13 protein-coding genes are annotated in these 16,901 nt (G+C 72.2%); 8 read left to right on the forward strand and 5 right to left on the reverse strand.

Going from position 1 to position 16,901, the window contains the following annotated elements; translation table 11 throughout:
* Positions 1 to 247: 247 nt before the first annotated feature.
* Entirely contained in the window at positions 248 to 658 is a 411-nt protein-coding gene (locus tag M8I34_RS26200) for a DUF4307 domain-containing protein (RefSeq protein WP_244418954.1), read from the reverse strand.
* A gap of 130 nt (positions 659 to 788) precedes the next feature.
* On the opposite strand from M8I34_RS26200, the gene mca reads away from it, so the two are divergent.
* Positions 789 to 1,661, forward strand: a complete 873-nt coding sequence (gene mca / locus M8I34_RS26205) for a mycothiol conjugate amidase Mca (RefSeq protein WP_244418953.1) — start codon at positions 789 to 791, stop codon at positions 1,659 to 1,661.
* 4 nt (positions 1,662 to 1,665) lie between these two features.
* Positions 1,666 to 1,920 carry an RAMP4 family protein gene (locus M8I34_RS26210; RefSeq protein WP_250053196.1) on the forward strand — a complete coding sequence of 85 codons (255 nt, stop codon included), beginning with the start codon at positions 1,666 to 1,668 and terminating at the stop codon, positions 1,918 to 1,920.
* Positions 1,921 to 2,167: 247 nt separating this feature from the next.
* Here the strand turns inward: M8I34_RS26210 and M8I34_RS26215 are convergent, their stop codons facing one another.
* Entirely contained in the window at positions 2,168 to 5,446 is a 3,279-nt protein-coding gene (locus M8I34_RS26215; protein WP_250053198.1) for a tetratricopeptide repeat protein, read from the reverse strand.
* Positions 5,447 to 5,593: 147 nt separating this feature from the next.
* Here M8I34_RS26215 and M8I34_RS26220 point away from each other — a divergent pair, with 147 nt between their 5' ends.
* From M8I34_RS26220 to M8I34_RS26235, 4 genes are all read left to right on the forward strand, one after another.
* The gene (locus tag M8I34_RS26220) at positions 5,594 to 7,636 is read left to right on the forward strand and encodes a thioredoxin domain-containing protein (protein WP_250053200.1); all 2,043 of its coding nucleotides are present in this window, start codon (positions 5,594 to 5,596) and stop codon (positions 7,634 to 7,636) included.
* 166 nt (positions 7,637 to 7,802) lie between these two features.
* A complete protein-coding gene (locus M8I34_RS26225; RefSeq protein WP_250053202.1) occupies positions 7,803 to 8,807 on the forward strand; it encodes an NADP-dependent oxidoreductase in 1,005 nt (334 codons plus the stop codon).
* A gap of 74 nt (positions 8,808 to 8,881) precedes the next feature.
* The gene (locus M8I34_RS26230; protein WP_250053204.1) at positions 8,882 to 10,240 is read left to right on the forward strand and encodes an amidase; all 1,359 of its coding nucleotides are present in this window, start codon (positions 8,882 to 8,884) and stop codon (positions 10,238 to 10,240) included.
* Positions 10,241 to 10,395: 155 nt separating this feature from the next.
* On the forward strand, positions 10,396 to 10,899 hold the full coding sequence (locus M8I34_RS26235) for a MerR family transcriptional regulator (RefSeq protein WP_250053206.1): 504 nt from the start codon (positions 10,396 to 10,398) through the stop codon (positions 10,897 to 10,899).
* 264 nt (positions 10,900 to 11,163) lie between these two features.
* On the opposite strand, the gene M8I34_RS26240 is transcribed toward M8I34_RS26235, so the two are convergent.
* Positions 11,164 to 11,796, reverse strand: coding sequence for a TetR/AcrR family transcriptional regulator (locus M8I34_RS26240; RefSeq protein ID WP_250053208.1), 633 nt, complete (start codon positions 11,794 to 11,796; stop codon positions 11,164 to 11,166).
* 139 nt (positions 11,797 to 11,935) lie between these two features.
* The gene (locus M8I34_RS26245) at positions 11,936 to 13,102 is read right to left on the reverse strand and encodes a cytochrome P450 (protein WP_250053210.1); all 1,167 of its coding nucleotides are present in this window, start codon (positions 13,100 to 13,102) and stop codon (positions 11,936 to 11,938) included.
* A 323-nt stretch (positions 13,103 to 13,425) separates the two neighbouring features.
* Between M8I34_RS26245 and M8I34_RS26250 the strand changes: the two genes are divergently transcribed.
* Positions 13,426 to 13,914 carry a MarR family transcriptional regulator gene (locus M8I34_RS26250; RefSeq protein ID WP_250053212.1) on the forward strand — a complete coding sequence of 163 codons (489 nt, stop codon included), beginning with the start codon at positions 13,426 to 13,428 and terminating at the stop codon, positions 13,912 to 13,914.
* Positions 13,915 to 14,039: 125 nt separating this feature from the next.
* Here M8I34_RS26250 and M8I34_RS26255 read toward each other — a convergent pair whose 3' ends face one another.
* On the reverse strand, positions 14,040 to 14,756 hold the full coding sequence (locus M8I34_RS26255; RefSeq protein ID WP_250053214.1) for a hemolysin III family protein: 717 nt from the start codon (positions 14,754 to 14,756) through the stop codon (positions 14,040 to 14,042).
* 238 nt (positions 14,757 to 14,994) lie between these two features.
* On the opposite strand from M8I34_RS26255, the gene M8I34_RS26260 reads away from it, so the two are divergent.
* Complete coding sequence (locus tag M8I34_RS26260) at positions 14,995 to 16,824, forward strand: phosphoenolpyruvate carboxykinase (GTP) (RefSeq protein ID WP_244418942.1); 1,830 nt, start codon at positions 14,995 to 14,997, stop codon at positions 16,822 to 16,824.
* Positions 16,825 to 16,901: the final 77 nt, after the last annotated feature.

The following is a 16,901-nucleotide window of genomic DNA, read 5'->3' on the forward strand; positions in this document are numbered from 1 at the left end:
TGCTCCTCGTCGGTACTGGGGATAAATCAAACGCCCTACCAGGAAGGTTTGCGCCTTCACGGGTGGGCGAAACCACGAGCCTAACAATTCCGGCACAAAACGGGGAAGAGGAAATTCACAGCGGCCGCACAGCAACGCATCATCGCTGCTCAGAGGCGGTCACGACACGCGCAGTGACCGGGCGCGGGGCGGGCCGTACGGGGCGCCGTGGGCCCGTGTGCCGGGCCGGTGGGCGCTGCCGTGCAGGTCAGCCGTTGCCCGCGGGCGTACAGCCGACGAGCACGGCATTGGTCGCCCGCTTCGTCGTGCGCACCGTGACCTCGGTGTCCACCTGGTCCGAGCGCTGGTCGACGGTGACGTCCTTGCGGCCGACCTCGGAGCCGTCCTCGGCCTGTGAGCGGAGCGTGCACACGCCCTTGTCGTCCGTGCCCTTGACGACCTCTAGATGGACCTTGACGGCGTGGTCGGAGACCGCGTCCCAGGTGATCACGCGGGCGCTGAGGTCCTGCCCCGTGATGTACGAGATGCCGGACCAGCCGATCACGCCCAGCAGGGCGGCGCCGAGCACCGCACCAATGATCTTGAGCTTACGGTCCGCACGCTCATCCGCGGAGCGGCCGTAGCGTCCGTCGGGGAGCCCTTCGCGCACCGCGGTCATGATCCATCCTCCTGGTTGGGGGACCTGAGTCACGAACCCCCCGGGGGTCCCCGCCCCAGGGAATACAGCGCCCCCTCGCTTCGGTCACTATAGGAGGCATCTTCTCCGGCCCTTTACTGAGGATCGAGTCTTGACTGAGCAGCTGCGATTGATGGCGGTCCACGCCCACCCCGACGACGAGTCGAGCAAGGGTGCGGCCACCATGGCCAAGTACGTGTCCGAGGGGGTGGACGTGCTGGTCGCCACCTGCACAGGCGGTGAGCGAGGTTCCATCCTCAACCCCAAACTCCAGGGAGACCCGTACATCGAGGAGCACATCCACGAAGTACGGAAGAAGGAGATGGACGAGGCCCGGGAGATCCTGGGCGTGAAGCAGGAGTGGCTGGGATTTGTCGACTCCGGGCTGCCCGAGGGCGACCCGCTGCCGCCGCTGCCCGACGACTGCTTCGCGTTGCAGGACGTCGACGAGGCCGCCGGGCGGCTGGTCAAGCTGATCCGGGAGTTCAAGCCGCAGGTCATCACGACCTACGACGAGAACGGCGGCTATCCGCACCCGGACCACATCATGACCCACAAGATCACGATGGTGGCCTTCGATGCGGCCGGCGACCCGGAGAAGTACCCGGAGGCCGGCGAGCCCTGGCAGCCCCAGAAGCTCTACTACAACCAGGGCTTCAACCGGCCGCGCACGATCGCTCTGCACGAGGCGCTGCTGGAGCGCGGCATGGATTCGCCCTACGGCGAGTGGCTGGAGCGCTGGAAGCAGTTCGAGCAGCGCGAGCGCACGCTGACCACGTACGTCCCGTGCGCCGATTTCTTCGAGATCCGTGACAAGGCGCTGATCGCCCACGCCACTCAGATCGACCCCGACGGTGGTTGGTTCCGGGTGCCGATGGACATCCAGCGCGAGGTCTGGCCGACGGAAGAGTACGAGCTCGCGAAGTCGCTCGTGGACACTTCCCTCCCCGAGGGCGACCTCTTCGCGGGCATCCGCAACAATTGAGCCCATGATGAGCGCGACCAGCACCCTCGCCCTGACGCACTTCGTCACCCTTGCCGACAGCTTCGACAAGGACAAAGTGACCCCAGGCGTCCTCGGCTTCATCGTCTTCGCGGTCATCGGCGGCGCCGTGTGGCTGCTGATGAAGTCCATGAACAAGCAGATGAAGAAGGTGGACTTCGAGGAGCAGCCGGAGGACGGCGGGGCGGGCACCACCGCCTCCGCCGCCGCCGCGCAGGCACCCGAGCCGAAGACCAGCTGAGGACCGGCCGAGGGCGGGGCCTGCCGGTCCCTGAAGACCGGGTGACGGTCGACGGCCGGCCGATGGACACGGCCGGCTGACCGGCCCGGCGGCTCGTCGGTCCGAGCGGCCGGCGGGCCGGGCCCGATCCGCCGCCCCGGGCACTGCCGCGGCACGGGCCGGGCGGCGAACCCGGCGTACCTCGCGCACACGGTGCGCACCGCGCGCGCCGCGGTGCCGTGGCCGGGCGCTCCGCCGTGCCGGGGCGTCACTCCGTGGCGGTCGGCGTGACCTGCACCCCCATGACCTCGCGGGCATGGCGGTTGGGCACCATGCCGAGCCGCCATGCCTGCCACCCCGTCTCCGGCTCCACCCCGCGGTCCAGCAGCAGCGCGAACGCCTCCGCACAGTCCTCCAGCTTGGAATCCCGGGAGGCATGCTTCTCGCGGATCAGCTGCGTCAGCTCTTCCTGGGCGACGGCCGCGCCCACCACGGACCCGCCCGGCGAGGCGAGCGGCAGCAGCGTGCAGCGCAGGAAACGCGCCCAGTCCTCGCCGCGCCGGTCGCCGTAGCCGGCAAAGAGGCGCGCCGCTTCGTCGGCCAGCTCCAGTGCCTGGGCCGGCCGGCCATTGCCGGCGTCGATGATCAGCAGCTCCAGGCAGGACCACGCCTCCCCGTGCGGAACCCCTATGCGCTGGAAGTCCTTACGGGCGTCCTGGAGCAGCTGCCGGGCGAAACCGCTGTTGCGCAGCGAGCCGGTCTGCTCCGCCCGCAGATCGCGGGTCACCCGGCCCGAGTGATGCCGGGCGCAGGCCAGGCCGTAGCCGTCCTGCATCCGGCTGAACATCGTCCGCGACCGCTCCAGCTGCCGCAGCGCCGCATCGTGTTCGCCGCGCTCCTCCAGCGCCTGGCCCAGGTAGTACATCGTCCAGGCCTCACCGCGGGCGTCCTCGTGCTGGTGGTGCAGCGGCAGCGCCTGGCGCAGCTGGTCCACCGCAGGCCCCGGCTCGCCGTCCACCAGCCGGGCGCGCGCCAGCTGTGTCATCGCCCAGGCCTCACCGCGCTCGTCGTGCGTACGGCCGTAGAGCTCCATCGCCGCATGCAGTGCGCGCTCCGCCGCCGGTACGTCGCCCCTTCGCAGATGCACCTGGCCGAGCTGGAAGTGCGCCCAGGCCTGGCCGTGGATGCTCTCGCTCTCCTCGTGGAGCGCCAGCGCCTCCCGCAGCATGGTGAGGGCCTCGGCGATCTGCGCGCGGTCGCGCTCCACCGCCGCCAGGGCGTGCAGCGTCCAGGCCCGGTCGCCGTGCATGTCCGGGGCGGACTGGAGCTCCAGTGCCGCACGGAGCTTGGCCGCGGCCTCCACGAGATTGCCCTGTTGCTGGAGTGTGATGCCCAGATCGCGCAGCGCACGGGCGGCGCCCGCCGGATGCTGCGCCTCGAAGTACAGATCGACCACCGACGACAGCGTCGTCCGCGCCTTGTCCAGCTCGCCCAGCTGCCGGGCCGCCACACCCGTACGCCACTGCACCGAACGGACCAGCAGCCCCTGCCCGACGGCCCGGGTCAGCTCGCTCAGCTCGCCCAGGCGGTAGAGGTCACCGCGCAGCAGGCAGTAGTCGGCCAGCGCGCCCAGCAGATGCGAGACGGCGGCCTGGTCCACGCCCTGGTCGGCGTGGCGCAGCGCGGCCGTGATGAAGCTGGTCTCGTCGTCCAGCCATTGCAGGGCCGCGTCCAGGGAGGTGAAGCCATGGGATCCGAAGCGGTCGGCGCGGGTGGACGTACGGCCGTCGACCAGCCGGATCACCGAGTCGGCCAGCTCCGCATAGGCGCGGATCAGCCGCTCCTGGGCCGCGCCGCGCTCGCCCGGCTCCTCCTCGTCCATCAAGCGGTCGTGCGCGAAGCTGTGCACGAGGGCGTGCAGGCGGTAGCGCTCGCCGCGCACATGCTCGATCAGCCCCGCCCGGGCCAGCGTCGTCAGCTGCCGCTCCGCCTCCGCCTGCTCGACACCCAGCAGCGCCGCCGAGGCCGCCGCCCCCAGGCTCGCCCGGCCCACCAGCGCCAGCCGGCGCAGCAGCCGCCGGGCCGTCTCCGACTGGTCGGCGTAGCGCAGCGACAGCGCACGCTGCACCGGCGGCACCGGGCCGTAGGCGGCCAGGTCCGTGGCCAGTGCGGTGGCGGTGCGCGAGCCGAGCGAGGAGCCCGCCACCCGCAGCGCCAGGGGCAGGCCCGCGCACAGCTCGGAGATCTCCTCGACGGCCCGTGAGTCGTACGGGCCGGAGGCTTCCGGGGCCTCGCCGCCGGCGGTGGTGGCGCGCAGCAGCTCTTCGGTGCCCGCGGCGTCCAGCGCTCCCACCGGCAGCTGATGCACCCATGCGTCGATCTCCCCGGGCAGCTCCAGAGGCGTACGGGAGGTGACCAGCACCAGGCTGTCGGACCGTTCCGGAACGAGAGTGCGCACCTGCTCCGGGTCCGCGGCGTCATCCAGCAGCACCGTCACCGGAAGGCCCGTCAGATGCTGGTGGTAGAGATCGGTGAGCCGTTTGACGTGCTGTTCCTGGGACGGACGCTCGCGGAACAGCAGCTGCTCGCGCGGTGCGCCCAGCCGGTTGAGCAGATGCAGCAGCGCGTCCCGGGTCGGCAGCGGCACCTCACCGGGGGTGTCACTGCGCAGATCCACCACGCACGCGCCACGGAACTGATCGCGCAGCTGATGGGTGGCCCGCACCGCCAGCGCCGTACGCCCCGAGCCCGGTTCGCCGTGCAGTATCACCACCGTCGGCTTGGTCTCCGTGCTCGCACGGGCCGCATGCACCCACTGGGCGATCTGCGTCAGCTCCGCCCGCCGGCCCGCGAACGGTCCGTCCGGGCGCGGAAGTTGGGAGAAGGAGTGCTCCAGCAGGGACCGCTGCCGGGCCGCCGCGCTGCGGTCCGCGCCGCGCAGCTGCGGTCCGCGGCCGGCCTTCGAGGCGGCGGGCTGGGACGCCGCACCGCCGCCGCGGGCCGCCGCCGTCAGCATCCGCTGCTGGTCGAGGAACGGCCGGATGCCGCGCACCTCCAGCGCCGTCAGCCACTGGAGCCGCAGCTGCTGCGCGCCGCCGGGCCGGCCGCGCCTCCCGGCCTCCCGGTGCGCCGCCGGCCAGTGGCCCGCGGTCAGCTTCAGGACCGTGGCCGCCGCGCCCGCCACCATCGCGGCGGCCCCCACACCCAGCGCCGCGCCCGCGTCCGCGCCGTACGCGAGGTCCGTGCCGAAGGCGGCCACCGCCGCCACGGCCGTCGCCACCACGGGAGTGCCCAGCTCCTTGCGCGACAGCCGCCTCGACAGCGACGGCTGCTCGGCGGCGGCCTCGTCCAGCGCCCGGACATACGCGGTGTACTCCTCGGCGGCGCTGCCCGCCAGATCCTCCAGCACCGACCGCGCCCGGCTGAGCAGCGTGTCCCCGTCGAGCCGGCCGCCCGAGCGCCGCACCTCTTCCTCGACGGCTCTGGTCAACAGTGCTTCCGCTTCCGCCCGGTGGTCGTCGCGGAGCACAGCCAGTGAGCCCGGCATGCCCATCCCCCTCCAGCAGTTCCAGCAATCTCCGGCGGTGATCGTCGCCGTACGCACAGTGTTCCGCGTCCGCACGGATTCCGGCAGGCCTGTGGATAACTCCCTCCGCTCCCCGCTCCCCGCGCCTCATTGGGAGAGGATGGACCCATGCCGAACCGCCTGGCCCATGAGACTTCCCCCTATCTGCTCCAGCACGCCGACAACCCGGTCGACTGGTGGCCGTGGTCGGCCGACGCGTTCGAGGAAGCGCGGCGGCGCGGTGTGCCGGTGCTGCTCAGCGTCGGCTACAGCTCGTGCCACTGGTGCCATGTGATGGCGCACGAAAGCTTCGAGGACGCGGCCACCGCCGCGCTGGTCAACGACCACTTCGTGGCCGTCAAGGTCGACCGCGAGGAGCGCCCCGACGTCGACGCCGTCTACATGGAGGCCGTGCAGGCCGCCACCGGGCAGGGCGGCTGGCCGATGACCGTCTTTCTGACCCCCGAGGCCGAGCCCTTCTACTTCGGTACGTACTTCCCGCCCGAGCCCCGGCACGGCATGCCGTCGTTCGGGCAGATCCTCGAAGGGGTGCGCAACGCCTGGACCGACCGCCGCGACGAGGTGGGCGAGGTCGCCGGCCGGATCGTCGCCGACCTGGCCGGCCGGTCCCTGACCGAGTCGCTGCCCGCGGACCGGCGGCCGCCGCGCCCCGAGGAGCTGCACGGCGCCCTGATGGCCCTGACCCGCGAATTCGACGCCGTGCAGGGCGGATTCGGCGGCGCGCCCAAGTTCCCGCCGTCCATGGTGCTGGAATTCCTGCTCCGCCACCACGCCCGCACCGGTTCCGAAGGAGCCCTGGAAATGGTGCAGGCGACCTGTGCGGCGATGGCCCGCGGCGGCATCTACGACCAGCTCGGCGGCGGTTTCGCGCGCTACGCGGTGGACGCCACCTGGACCGTGCCGCACTTCGAGAAGATGCTCTACGACAACGCCCTGCTGTGCCGGACCTACGCCCATCTGTGGCGGTCCACCGGCTCGGACCTGGCGCGCCGGATCGCCGTCGAGACCGCCGACTTCATGGTCCGCGAACTCCGCACCGACCAGGGCGGTTTTGCCTCCGCGCTGGACGCGGACAGTGACGACGGCTCGGGCACCGGCCGGCATGTCGAGGGCGCCTACTACGTCTGGACGCCCGAGCAGCTGCGCGCCGTACTGGGCGAGAAGGACGCGGAGTTCGCCGCCGCCTGCTTCGGCGTCACCGAGGAGGGCACCTTCGAGGAGGGTGCCTCCGTCCTCCAACTCCCGGACGCCGAAGGGGCGGTGGACGCCGAGCGGCTGGCCTCCGTCAAACAGCGGCTGCTCGCCGCGCGGGAGGAGCGGCCGCGCCCCGGGCGGGACGACAAGGTCGTCGCCTCCTGGAACGGACTGGCCATCGCCGCGCTCGCCGAGACCGGCGCCTACTTCGACCGGCCGGACCTGATCCAGGCCGCCACCGACGCCGCCGACCTGCTGGTCCGCGTCCACATGGACTGGCAGGCCCGGCTGCACCGAACCTCCCGCGACGGCGCCCCCGGCGCCAACTCCGGTGTCCTGGAGGACTACGCCGATGTCGCGGAGGGCTTCCTCACCCTGGCCTCGGTCACGGGGGAGGGCGTCTGGGTGGAGTTCGCGGGCTTCTTCCTGGACACCGTGCTGCTCCAGTTCACCACCGAGGACGGCGCGCTCTACGACACCGCGGCCGACGCCGAGGCGCTGATCCGCCGCCCCCAGGACCCGACCGACAATGCGACGCCCTCCGGGTGGACCGCGGCGGCCGGTGCCCTGCTGTCGTACGCGGCGCTGACCGGCAGCGCCCTCCACCGGGACGCCGCGGAGCGGGCCCTGGGCATCGTCACCGCACTCGGCGGCCGGGTCCCGCGCTTCATCGGATGGGGGCTGGCCGTCGCCGAGGCCGCGCTGGACGGTCCGCGCGAGATCGCCGTCGTCGGCCCGCAGGATGATCCGGCCACCGTCGCGCTGCACCGCGCCGCACTGCTCGCCACCGCCCCGGGGGCGGCCGTCGCGCTGGGCGCCCCCGGGGCCGACGAGGTTCCGCTCCTCAAGGACCGCCCCCTGGTCGACGGCAAACCGGCCGCCTACGTCTGCCGCCACTTCACCTGCGAGCGGCCGACGACGGACCCGGAGGAGCTGACGGAGCGGCTCCAGGGGTAGCGGCTCCAGGAGTAGGGGGGTGGCCCCGGGGCCGGCGGGCTCCGGCCCCCGGCCCCTGGGGCCCCGCCTCAAGAGCCGCCCCCGAGTCCGCCCAGGCCCAGCCCTAAGTCCTAGGACCAGCGACCGTTTGACCTTGACGTGCGCGTCAGGTTCTAGCCTCGGGGGTATGACACAGCGCACACACCGCGAAGTCCGCCTCGCCGCCCGGCCCCAGGGGCCTGTCACCGATGACCTCTTCGAGATCGTGGAGGTGCCGGTCCCGGAACCCGGGCCCGGTCAGGTGCTGGTCCGCAACACCGTGATGGGTGTCGCCGCCGTGATGCGCACGCTGATGGACGAGACCAGCGTGGTGCCGATGCCCTCCTACGAGATCGGCGAGCCGCTGCACGGGGCCGTCGTCGGCGAGGTGGTCGCCGCCCCGGGGACCGACCTCCAGCCCGGCGACCTGGTGGAACACCGCTTCGGCTGGCGCGAGTACGCCGTGGTGGACGCCGACCAGGTGCAGCGGCTCGACCCCGGCCTGCTGCCCGACCCGGCCGCCTACCTCTCCCAGGGGCCCACCGCCTGGATGGGGGTGGTGCGCGGCGCCGAAGTACGCCCCGGCGACACGGTCTTCGTCACCGGAGCGGCGGGCGGTGTGGGCTCCCTGGCGGGCCAGATCGCCCGGCTGCGCGGCGCCGCCCGGATCATCGGCAGCACGGGCTCGCAGGAGAAGGCGGACCGGCTGATCAAGGAATTCGGCTATGACGCGGTGGTGATCCGCGGCGCGGGTCCGATCGAGGAGCAGCTGCGCACGGCCGCCCCGGACGGCATCGACGCGGTCTTCGACAACGTGGGCGGCGAACAGTTGCGGGCCGCCCTCGCGCTCGCCAACCGGGGCGCACGGTTCGCCATCGTGGGCGCGCTCGCCGCCCAGCTCTCCAGGGGCGGCAAGGCCACGGTCGAGATCGACACCCTCTCGCTGCTCTCCCGCAGCATCACCCTGCGCGGTGTCGCCCTGTACGAGCACCTGGACCTGATCCCGGAGTGGAACCAGCGGTTCGGCGAGGGGCTGCGCGAGGGCACCCTCACCTTCCCGCACGCCCGGCTCCAGGGGATCGAGCAGGCGCCACGGGCTCTGCGCGAGCTCACCGAGGGGCGTCATCTGGGCGCGGTGGTCGTGGAGTTGTGAGGTCACGGCACCGGGCCGTCGTGCAGCGCCGCGATGCACCGGCCGCTGTCAGACCCCGGTTGTAGCCTGCACGAGTGACGACCTTGCTCGGGCAGCGATCCCTTGTCCCGGAGGCCGCGGCGCTCCGGGCCGGCACGGACGACCCCGTCGACGCGGTGCACCGCACGTGCGACCGTATCGACGCCGTCGATCCGCAGGTGCGGGCCTTTGTGCCCGAGGCCGGGCGGCGTACGCGGCTCCTGGAGGCGGCGCGCGGGAGCGCGGCCGACGGTCCGCCGGACCCCGCCGGCCGGCCCGTCCTCCACGGCATCCCCGTCGGCATCAAGGACATCGTGCACGCCGACGGGCTGCCCACCCGCGCGGGCTCGGCGCTGCCGCCCGAGGTGCTCGGCGGCCCGCAGGCCGGCGTCGTCGGCCGGCTGTGCGCCGCCGGGGCGCTGATCGCGGGCAAGACGGTGACCGCGGAGTTCGCGGTGACCGCCCCGGGCCCCACCCGCAATCCGCACCACCCGGCGCACACGCCCGGCGGTTCGAGCAGCGGGTCGGCGGCCGCGGTCGCCGCCGGGATGGTGCCGCTGGCCATCGGGACGCAGACCGTCGGCTCGATGATCCGGCCCGCCGCGTACTGCGGAGTGGTCGGCTTCAAGCCGAGCTACGGGCGGATACCGGTCGACGGGGTGATCCCCAATGCCGCGAGCTTCGACACCCTCGGGTGCTACGCGACGGATGTGGCCGGTGTGGCGCTGGCGGCGTCGGTGCTGGTCGACGGGTGGCGGGCACAGGAAACGGCTGGGCGGGCGCCGCGCCCGGTGCTGGGCGTGCCGGTGGGCCCCTATCTGGAGCGTGCCGACGCCGAGGCGCTGGACGCCTTCGAGGAGCAGCGGGAGCTGCTGCGCGCGGCCGGGTACGTCGTCCATGAGGTGCCGGTGATGGACGACTTCGAGCAGATCGTCGAGCAGCTGTTCACGATGAACCGCTACGAGGTCGCCCGGGCCCACGCCGACTGGTTCGCGCGGTTCGGCGACCGCTACCGGCAGGAGACCACTGCGGCCATCCGGCAGGGCCAGACGATCGGGGACGCCGCCTACGAAACGGCCCGGGAGCGGCGCAAGGCCTTCCGCGCCCGGCTCGCGGCGGACCGCGCCGCGGCCGGCATCGACCTGTGGATCGCCCCGTCGGCCACGGGCCCCGCGCCCGCCGGCCTGACCACCACAGGCTCCTCGATCATGTGCCTGCCCTGGAGCAACGCCGGGCTGCCCGCCGTCAGCGTGCCCGCGGGACAGGCCGCCAACGGGCTGCCGCTCGGGCTCCAACTCGTCGGCCGGTTCGGCGCGGACGAAGACCTGCTGTACGGGGCGGCCGGGATCGAGCGCGTAGTGAACGCCGCGGGCTCCCGGCGCGCGGAACGGCCGGACGCGCCCGGAGCGGCGTGAACACACCGTCCCGGACGCGCCCGGAGCGGCGGAGCTGAACACACCGCGCCGGACGTGCCCGGAGCGGCGGAGCTGAACACGCCGGAGAAGGAGCAGGAGCCGGAGGAGAAGCAGCCGGAGCAGGAGCCGGAAAAGGAGTCAGAGAAGGAGGGGAGATGCGCATCGGGGACGCCGCGGCGGCCGCCGGTATGACGCCGCGGGCGCTGCGCTACTACGAGCAGCAGGGGCTGGTGACGGCCCGGCGGACACCGTCCGGCCACCGGGTGTACGACGCGGAGGACATCCGCCGGCTGAGGGCGGTACGCGAGCTGCGGGACGCCGGGCTGACGGTCGGCGATGTGCGGGCGGTCGCCCCGCTGCTGCGCACGATGCCGGCCGACGGGGTGCCGGATCTCCTCTTGCAGGACCCGGAATCGGGCCGCTGTTCGGCCGCCGAAGGGGTGGCCCGGCGCCGGCTCGCCGACCTGGACGCCCGTATCGAGCGGCTGTCGCACCTACGGGAGCGACTCGCGGCCCGCCTGGGCGAACCGGAAGCCGGCGCCCCGGAGGTGGCGGAGCGGGCCGGGCCGGCCACCGAGGCCCGCGCCGGGGCGGACAGCGGCCCGGTCTTCCGGTTGGTTGCCGCGCCGTCCCCGGGCACCCCTGCCCTCGGAGCGTGAGGCCGCGTTCCCGCAGGTGAGGCGCCGCCCTCAGAGGGTGAGGCTGCGTCCCCGTCGGCTGAGCCGCCGCCCTCAGCGCATGAGGTCGCGTTCTCGCAGGTGAGCCGCCGCCCTCAGAGCGTGAGGCCGCGTCCCCGACGGCTGAGCCGCCGCCCTCAGCGCATGAGGTCGCGCTCCCGGAGATGAGGCGCGGCCCTCAGCGCGTGCGGCCGTAACTCCGGACAAGAGACCCCGCGGAGCGTGCGGCCGCGGGACCCGGAGAGTTCAGAGCGTGAGACCCCGCGCCAGTACGTCCATGGCCCGGTGGACCGGCGCCTCCGGGTCGGTCGTCCGGTCGCCCTCGCCCCAGTGCAGCAGCGCCTCCTGGAGCGCGGCCAGGATCACGGCGCTGATCACCCGCAGCTCCAGGTCGTCGGCCGGGCGGCCGGACCGCTCCGCCAGCACGGCCGTGAGCATCGCGGCGTCCTGTGCGGTGCGCTCCGCCGTACGGCCGCGGATGGCGGGCACCTCACGGATCAGCCGGAGGCGCTGGACGAGTTCGCCACGCTCCTGCGCGGCCATCGTGCGCAGCGCCTCGACGCTGACCCGCCGCACCGACTCGACCACCGGCTCGTCCGCGGGACGTGCCCGGATCCCGGTCTCCAGTACGGTGTCGTACTCGTCCGTGAGCACCATGTCTTCCTTGGTGGGGAAGTAGCGGAAGACCGTGCTCGGCGAGACATCCGCGGCCGCGGCGATCTGGTCGACGGGGGTCGCGTCGTACCCCTGTTCCTCGAAGAGCCGGTAGGCGGCCCGCCGGATCGCCTGCCGGGTCTGGATCTTCTTCCGCTCCCGCAGCCCGATCTTCGGCGCCCCGGGCGGTGTGGTGGCAGAGGTACGTGCGGCCATGCGCAGCATTGTCGGGCATCAGGCGCCCCCGGGGCCACGGCCGCCTCCTGAGCAGGCAGTTGATGCGGCCGGTTCGCGAGGGAGCCGATGCCCGGATGCCCGGGAAGCACGCGGGAGAGGACCCGGGTTCTCCCGTGACGGACCGCCGTCAGCCGTGCAGGGCGACGGGGAGGGCGGTCAGCCGGCTCCCTTGCAGCCCACCGATGGTGGCCTGCCGGAGCTCGCCGAAGGGCACGGCGAGGCGGGCCTCGGGGAAATCGGTCCGCAGCACCGTGACCACGGCGCGCAGTTCGAGCCGGGCGAGTTGGGCGCCGATACAGAAGTGCGGGCCGGCTCCGAAGGTCAGGTCGGGTCCGGGGGAGCGGGCGGGGTCGGTGTTGATGCCGAGGATGTCGACGAGCACGGGGGCGCGGGCGGGGAGCCGTATCCCGGCGAGTGCGAGCTCGGTGGTGGTGAAGCGCCACAGGGTGAACGGGGCCGGCGGGTGCTGCCGCAGCGTCTCGTCGACCAGGTCGTCTCTTCCCTCTTCGCCCGATGGGGCGGGTCGGGGACCGTTCGTGAGGGCGCGGGCGATGAGGGTGCCGAGGGCGGCGTCGGTGGTGAGCTGTCCGGCGAAGATCAACGCGAACAGGTGGTACTGGAGTTGGTCGCGGGTGGTGTGCGCGGGGGCCCGGTCGCGCAGCTCGGCGGCGAGTCCCCGGCCGCCGTCGCCGAGCCCGGAGGCGGCGAGCGCGGTGAGTGCGTCGATCGCCCTTTTCTGGTCGCCGGGTTCGTTGCCGAGCATCCGCCGGCAGGCATCGGCGGCCCGGCCGACCTCGCCGAGCGGGATGCCGAGCAGGTCGAGCAGGACGGTGAGCGGATAGCGGGTGGTGAAACCAGCCATCAGATCGATCACCGTGCGCTCGGCGGCGAGTTCGGTGAGCAGCTCCCGGGCGATCGCATGGACCCGGTCGGACTGCGCGCGGATCCGTTTGGCGTTGAGGAGCGGAGCGTGGGCGCGTCGCAGTGCGGCGTGCTCGGGGCCGTCGAGGGTCGTGAGGGAGGGCTGCTCGGCGGCGGTCTGTTCCAGTCCGGCGCTGTGCCGGTCCCAGCCGGGCGGCGCGCACGCCGGGTCCTTGACGATCCGGGGGTCCGCGAGCACCTCGCGTGCCAGGACGTCGTCGGTCACGATCCACGCCGGTCCGCCGGCCGGGGCGTCGATTTGGACGAGAGGGCCGGCGGCGCGCAGGGCGGCGTGCACCGGATCGGGCGCGGTGATGCCGCGGACGGTCGCGGCGAACGGGTCGATGCCGTCGAGGCGGGGAGCGTTCAGCATCAGGGCTCCATGGGGTGGTGGGGGCCGGGACGAGACGAGCGAGCGCGGTGCTCACCGCGACAAGGCAGCGGAGCAGGGGTGGCGGTGAGCGACCGTGCCATCGACGGGTGGAAGCAGCAGAAACAGGTCAGGTCCCCGCTACGCCGCCACGCCGAAGTGGCTCCATGAGAGATAGCCCTATGGGGGATAGCTCCATGAGAAAGAATCTCCATGGTGAAGTAATTCCATGAGGAAGCTATACTCGCCGATGACGGGTTGTCAATGCATGTCAACGCATGTCACCGACGGGAACCGCCGGTGACGCAGGGAAGAGGGAGGCCCCCGTGGAGGAACCGGTGCCCGGTGGTGTCGCGGCGCGGCGCGAGCGGCTGGCGGAAGGGCTCATGGCCTACGGGGCGAGCTTCACCGAACTGGGCCGCCGCTTCGCCGCTCAGCTGGGCGTGCACTCCACCGACGCTTTCGCCCTGCTGGAGATCGCCTCCGCCGAAGAACGGGGTGCCCCGCTGTCCCCGGCCCTGCTCAGCAGGCGTATCTCGCTGTCCTCGGGGGCCATGACCGCGTTGCTCAACCGCCTCGAAAACGCCGGGTACGTCACCCGTACCCGCGAACACGCCGACCGCCGGATCGTCACCCTGCGCAGCAGTCCACAGGTCGCCGAGCTCGCCGACGCCTTCTTCGGCCCCGTCAACGCGCGCCAGGACGCCGTCCTGTCCCGGTACCCGTCCGAGCTGCTGGAACAGTTCGAGGCCGTCCTGGATCAACTGCACTCCGCCATGGACGTCCGGCCCACGTCACCGGACGGGGAGGCGTGACGGGCGATCGCCCGCCGCCCGGTCGCGGGCGCCTCCCTGCCCCCGGACACGCGTGTGGCCGCGACCTCGGGGGTCGCGGCCACGGTGGCGCGGGGGTTTTGGGCGCTCGGGGCCGGGGTGCCGCCTCAGGCGTGCGAATAGGCCACCAGGGAGATCCCCACGTAGTGCACGACGAAGGCCGCCAGCGTGAACGAGTGGAAGACCTCGTGGAAGCCGAACCACTTCGGTGAGGGGTTCGGGCGCTTCATCCCGTAGATCACTCCGCCCGCGCTGTAGAGCAGCCCGCCGACGATGACGAGTACCAGGACGGCGACGCCGCCGGTGCGCAGGAAGTCGGGCAGGAAGAAGACGGCGGCCCAGCCCATGGCGATGTAGCAGGGGGTGTAGAGCCAGCGGGGGGCGCCGACCCAGAAGACCCGGAACGCGATGCCGGCGAGCGCGGCCCCCCAGACCGCCCAGAGCAGGGCCTGACCGCGGGACCCGGGCATGAGCAGCATCGTCAGCGGCGTATAGGTCCCCGCGATTATCAGGAAGATGTTCGCGTGGTCGAGCCGGCGCAGCACACCGTCGGCCCGCGGGCCCCAATTGCCCCGGTGGTAAAGGGCGCTGACCCCGAAGAGCAGGCAGGCGGTCAGGGTGTAGATCGCGCAGGCCAGACGGCCTCGGGGGCTGTCGGCGAGGGCGGTGAGTATGACGCCGGAGAGAAGGACAGCGGGAAACATTCCGGCATGGAGCCAGCCGCGCAGTCTGGGCTTGAGTGGCGCGGCCGCGGCGGCGACCGCCGCGATCGCGGGCGGCGCGGAGGAGGGCTTGCTCTCGGCGGCGTCGGGCGCGGAAGTCATGGCGCAATGCTACCTACGCAACCGTAAGTTACCGATTCGTGCCGAAGTGGTGACGGTCACGAAAGCGCCCTCTGGACAGAACTCTATCCGGGCCGGATGATCATATGAGTGCGGTCGGCACCGGATGAGCGGTCACGAAGCATCCGGGTCGCGGCCCCCAAGGGGCGACAAACAAAAGAAGCGGATTGTCCCGGTAAGCCGGGTATATATCCGTCCACACCCTCATCTAGGAGCGATCGTGGCGCGCGACAACGCGGCTCCCACCCCCAAGCCCGTCCCGACCCGTCACCAGGAGCTCACCTCCTGGGTCGACGAGATCGCGGCGATCACCCAGCCCGACCGGGTCGTCTGGTGTGACGGCTCGGAGGCGGAGTACGAGCGTCTGTGCGAGGAGCTCGTCGACAAGGGCACGTTCAAGAAGCTCGACCCGATCAAGCGACCGAACTCCTACTACGCGGCCTCCGACCCCTCCGATGTGGCGCGTGTCGAGGACCGCACCTTCATCTGCTCCGAGAAGGAGGAGGACGCCGGCCCGACGAACCACTGGAAGGCTCCCGCCGAGATGCGGGAGATCTTCGCGGGGGAGAAGGGCATCTTCCGCGGTTCGATGCGCGGCCGGACGATGTACGTCGTCCCGTTCTGCATGGGCCCGCTCGGCTCCTCGCTCTCCGCGATCGGTGTGGAGATCACCGACTCCGCCTACGTCGCGGTCTCCATGCGCACCATGACGCGCATGGGGCAGCCGGTGCTCGACGAGCTCGGCGAGGACGGCTTCTTCGTCAAGGCGGTGCACACCCTCGGCGCCCCGCTGGCCGAGGGCGAGGCCGACGTACCGTGGCCGTGCAACTCCACCAAGTACATCTCGCACTTTCCCGAGGACCGCGAGATCTGGTCCTACGGCTCGGGCTACGGCGGCAACGCCCTGCTCGGCAAGAAGTGCTACGCGCTGCGTATCGCCTCCGTCATGGCGCGTGACGAGGGCTGGCTCGCCGAGCACATGCTGATCCTCAAGCTCACCCCGCCGCAGGGCGAGTCCAAGTACGTCGCCGCCGCCTTCCCCTCCGCCTGCGGCAAGACCAACCTCGCGATGCTGGAGCCCACGATCTCCGGCTGGACCGTCGAGACCATCGGCGACGACATCGCCTGGATGCGCTTCGGCGAGGACGGCCGCCTCTACGCCATCAACCCCGAGGCCGGATTCTTCGGCGTCGCGCCCGGCACCGGCGAGCACACCAACGCCAACGCCATGAAGACGATGTGGGGCAACTCCGTCTTCACCAACGTCGCGCTGACGGATGACGGCGACGTGTGGTGGGAGGGCATGACCGAGGAGAAGCCCGCGCACCTGACCGACTGGAAGGGCAACGACTGGACGCCGGAGTCCGGGACCCCGGCGGCCCACCCCAACGCCCGCTTCACCGTCCCGGCCGGCCAGTGCCCGATCATCGCGCCCGAGTGGGAGGACCCCAAGGGCGTGCCGATCTCGGCGATCCTCTTCGGTGGCCGCCGCGCCAGCGCCGTGCCGCTGGTGACCGAGTCGCTGACCTGGCAGCACGGCGTCTTCCTCGGCGCCAACGTCGCCAGCGAGAAGACCGCCGCGGCCGAGGGCAAGGTCGGCGAGCTGCGCCGCGACCCGTTCGCCATGCTGCCGTTCTGCGGGTACAACATGGGCGACTACATGGGGCACTGGGTCAAGGTCGGTGCCGACAAGGACCAGGCCAAGCTGCCGAAGATCTACTACGTCAACTGGTTCCGCAAGGACGACAAGGGCCGCTTCGTGTGGCCGGGCTTCGGCGAGAACGGCCGGGTGCTCAAGTGGATCGTCGAGCGGCTGGACGGCAAGGCCGAGGGCGTCGAGACGCCCATCGGTGTGCTGCCGGCGAAGGGTTCGCTCGACACCGAGGGCCTGGACCTGTCCGACGCCGACCTCGACTTCCTGCTCACCGTCGACAAGGACGTGTGGCGCGAGGAGGCGGCGCTGATCCCCGAGCACCTCAACACCTTTGGTGACCACACGCCGAAGGAGCTGTGGGACGAGTACCGCGCACTGGTCCAGCGGCTCGGCTAGTCACCGCTGCGCACACCGCCCGACCGGGGCCCCGCACGTACGGTGCGGGGCCCCGGCTCGTTTTCGGGCTCCGGCGC

It is taken from the genome of Streptomyces sp. MCA2 (genome assembly GCF_023544705.1).
In the GTDB taxonomy this organism is placed as follows: Bacteria; Actinomycetota; Actinomycetes; order Streptomycetales; family Streptomycetaceae; genus Streptomyces; species Streptomyces decoyicus.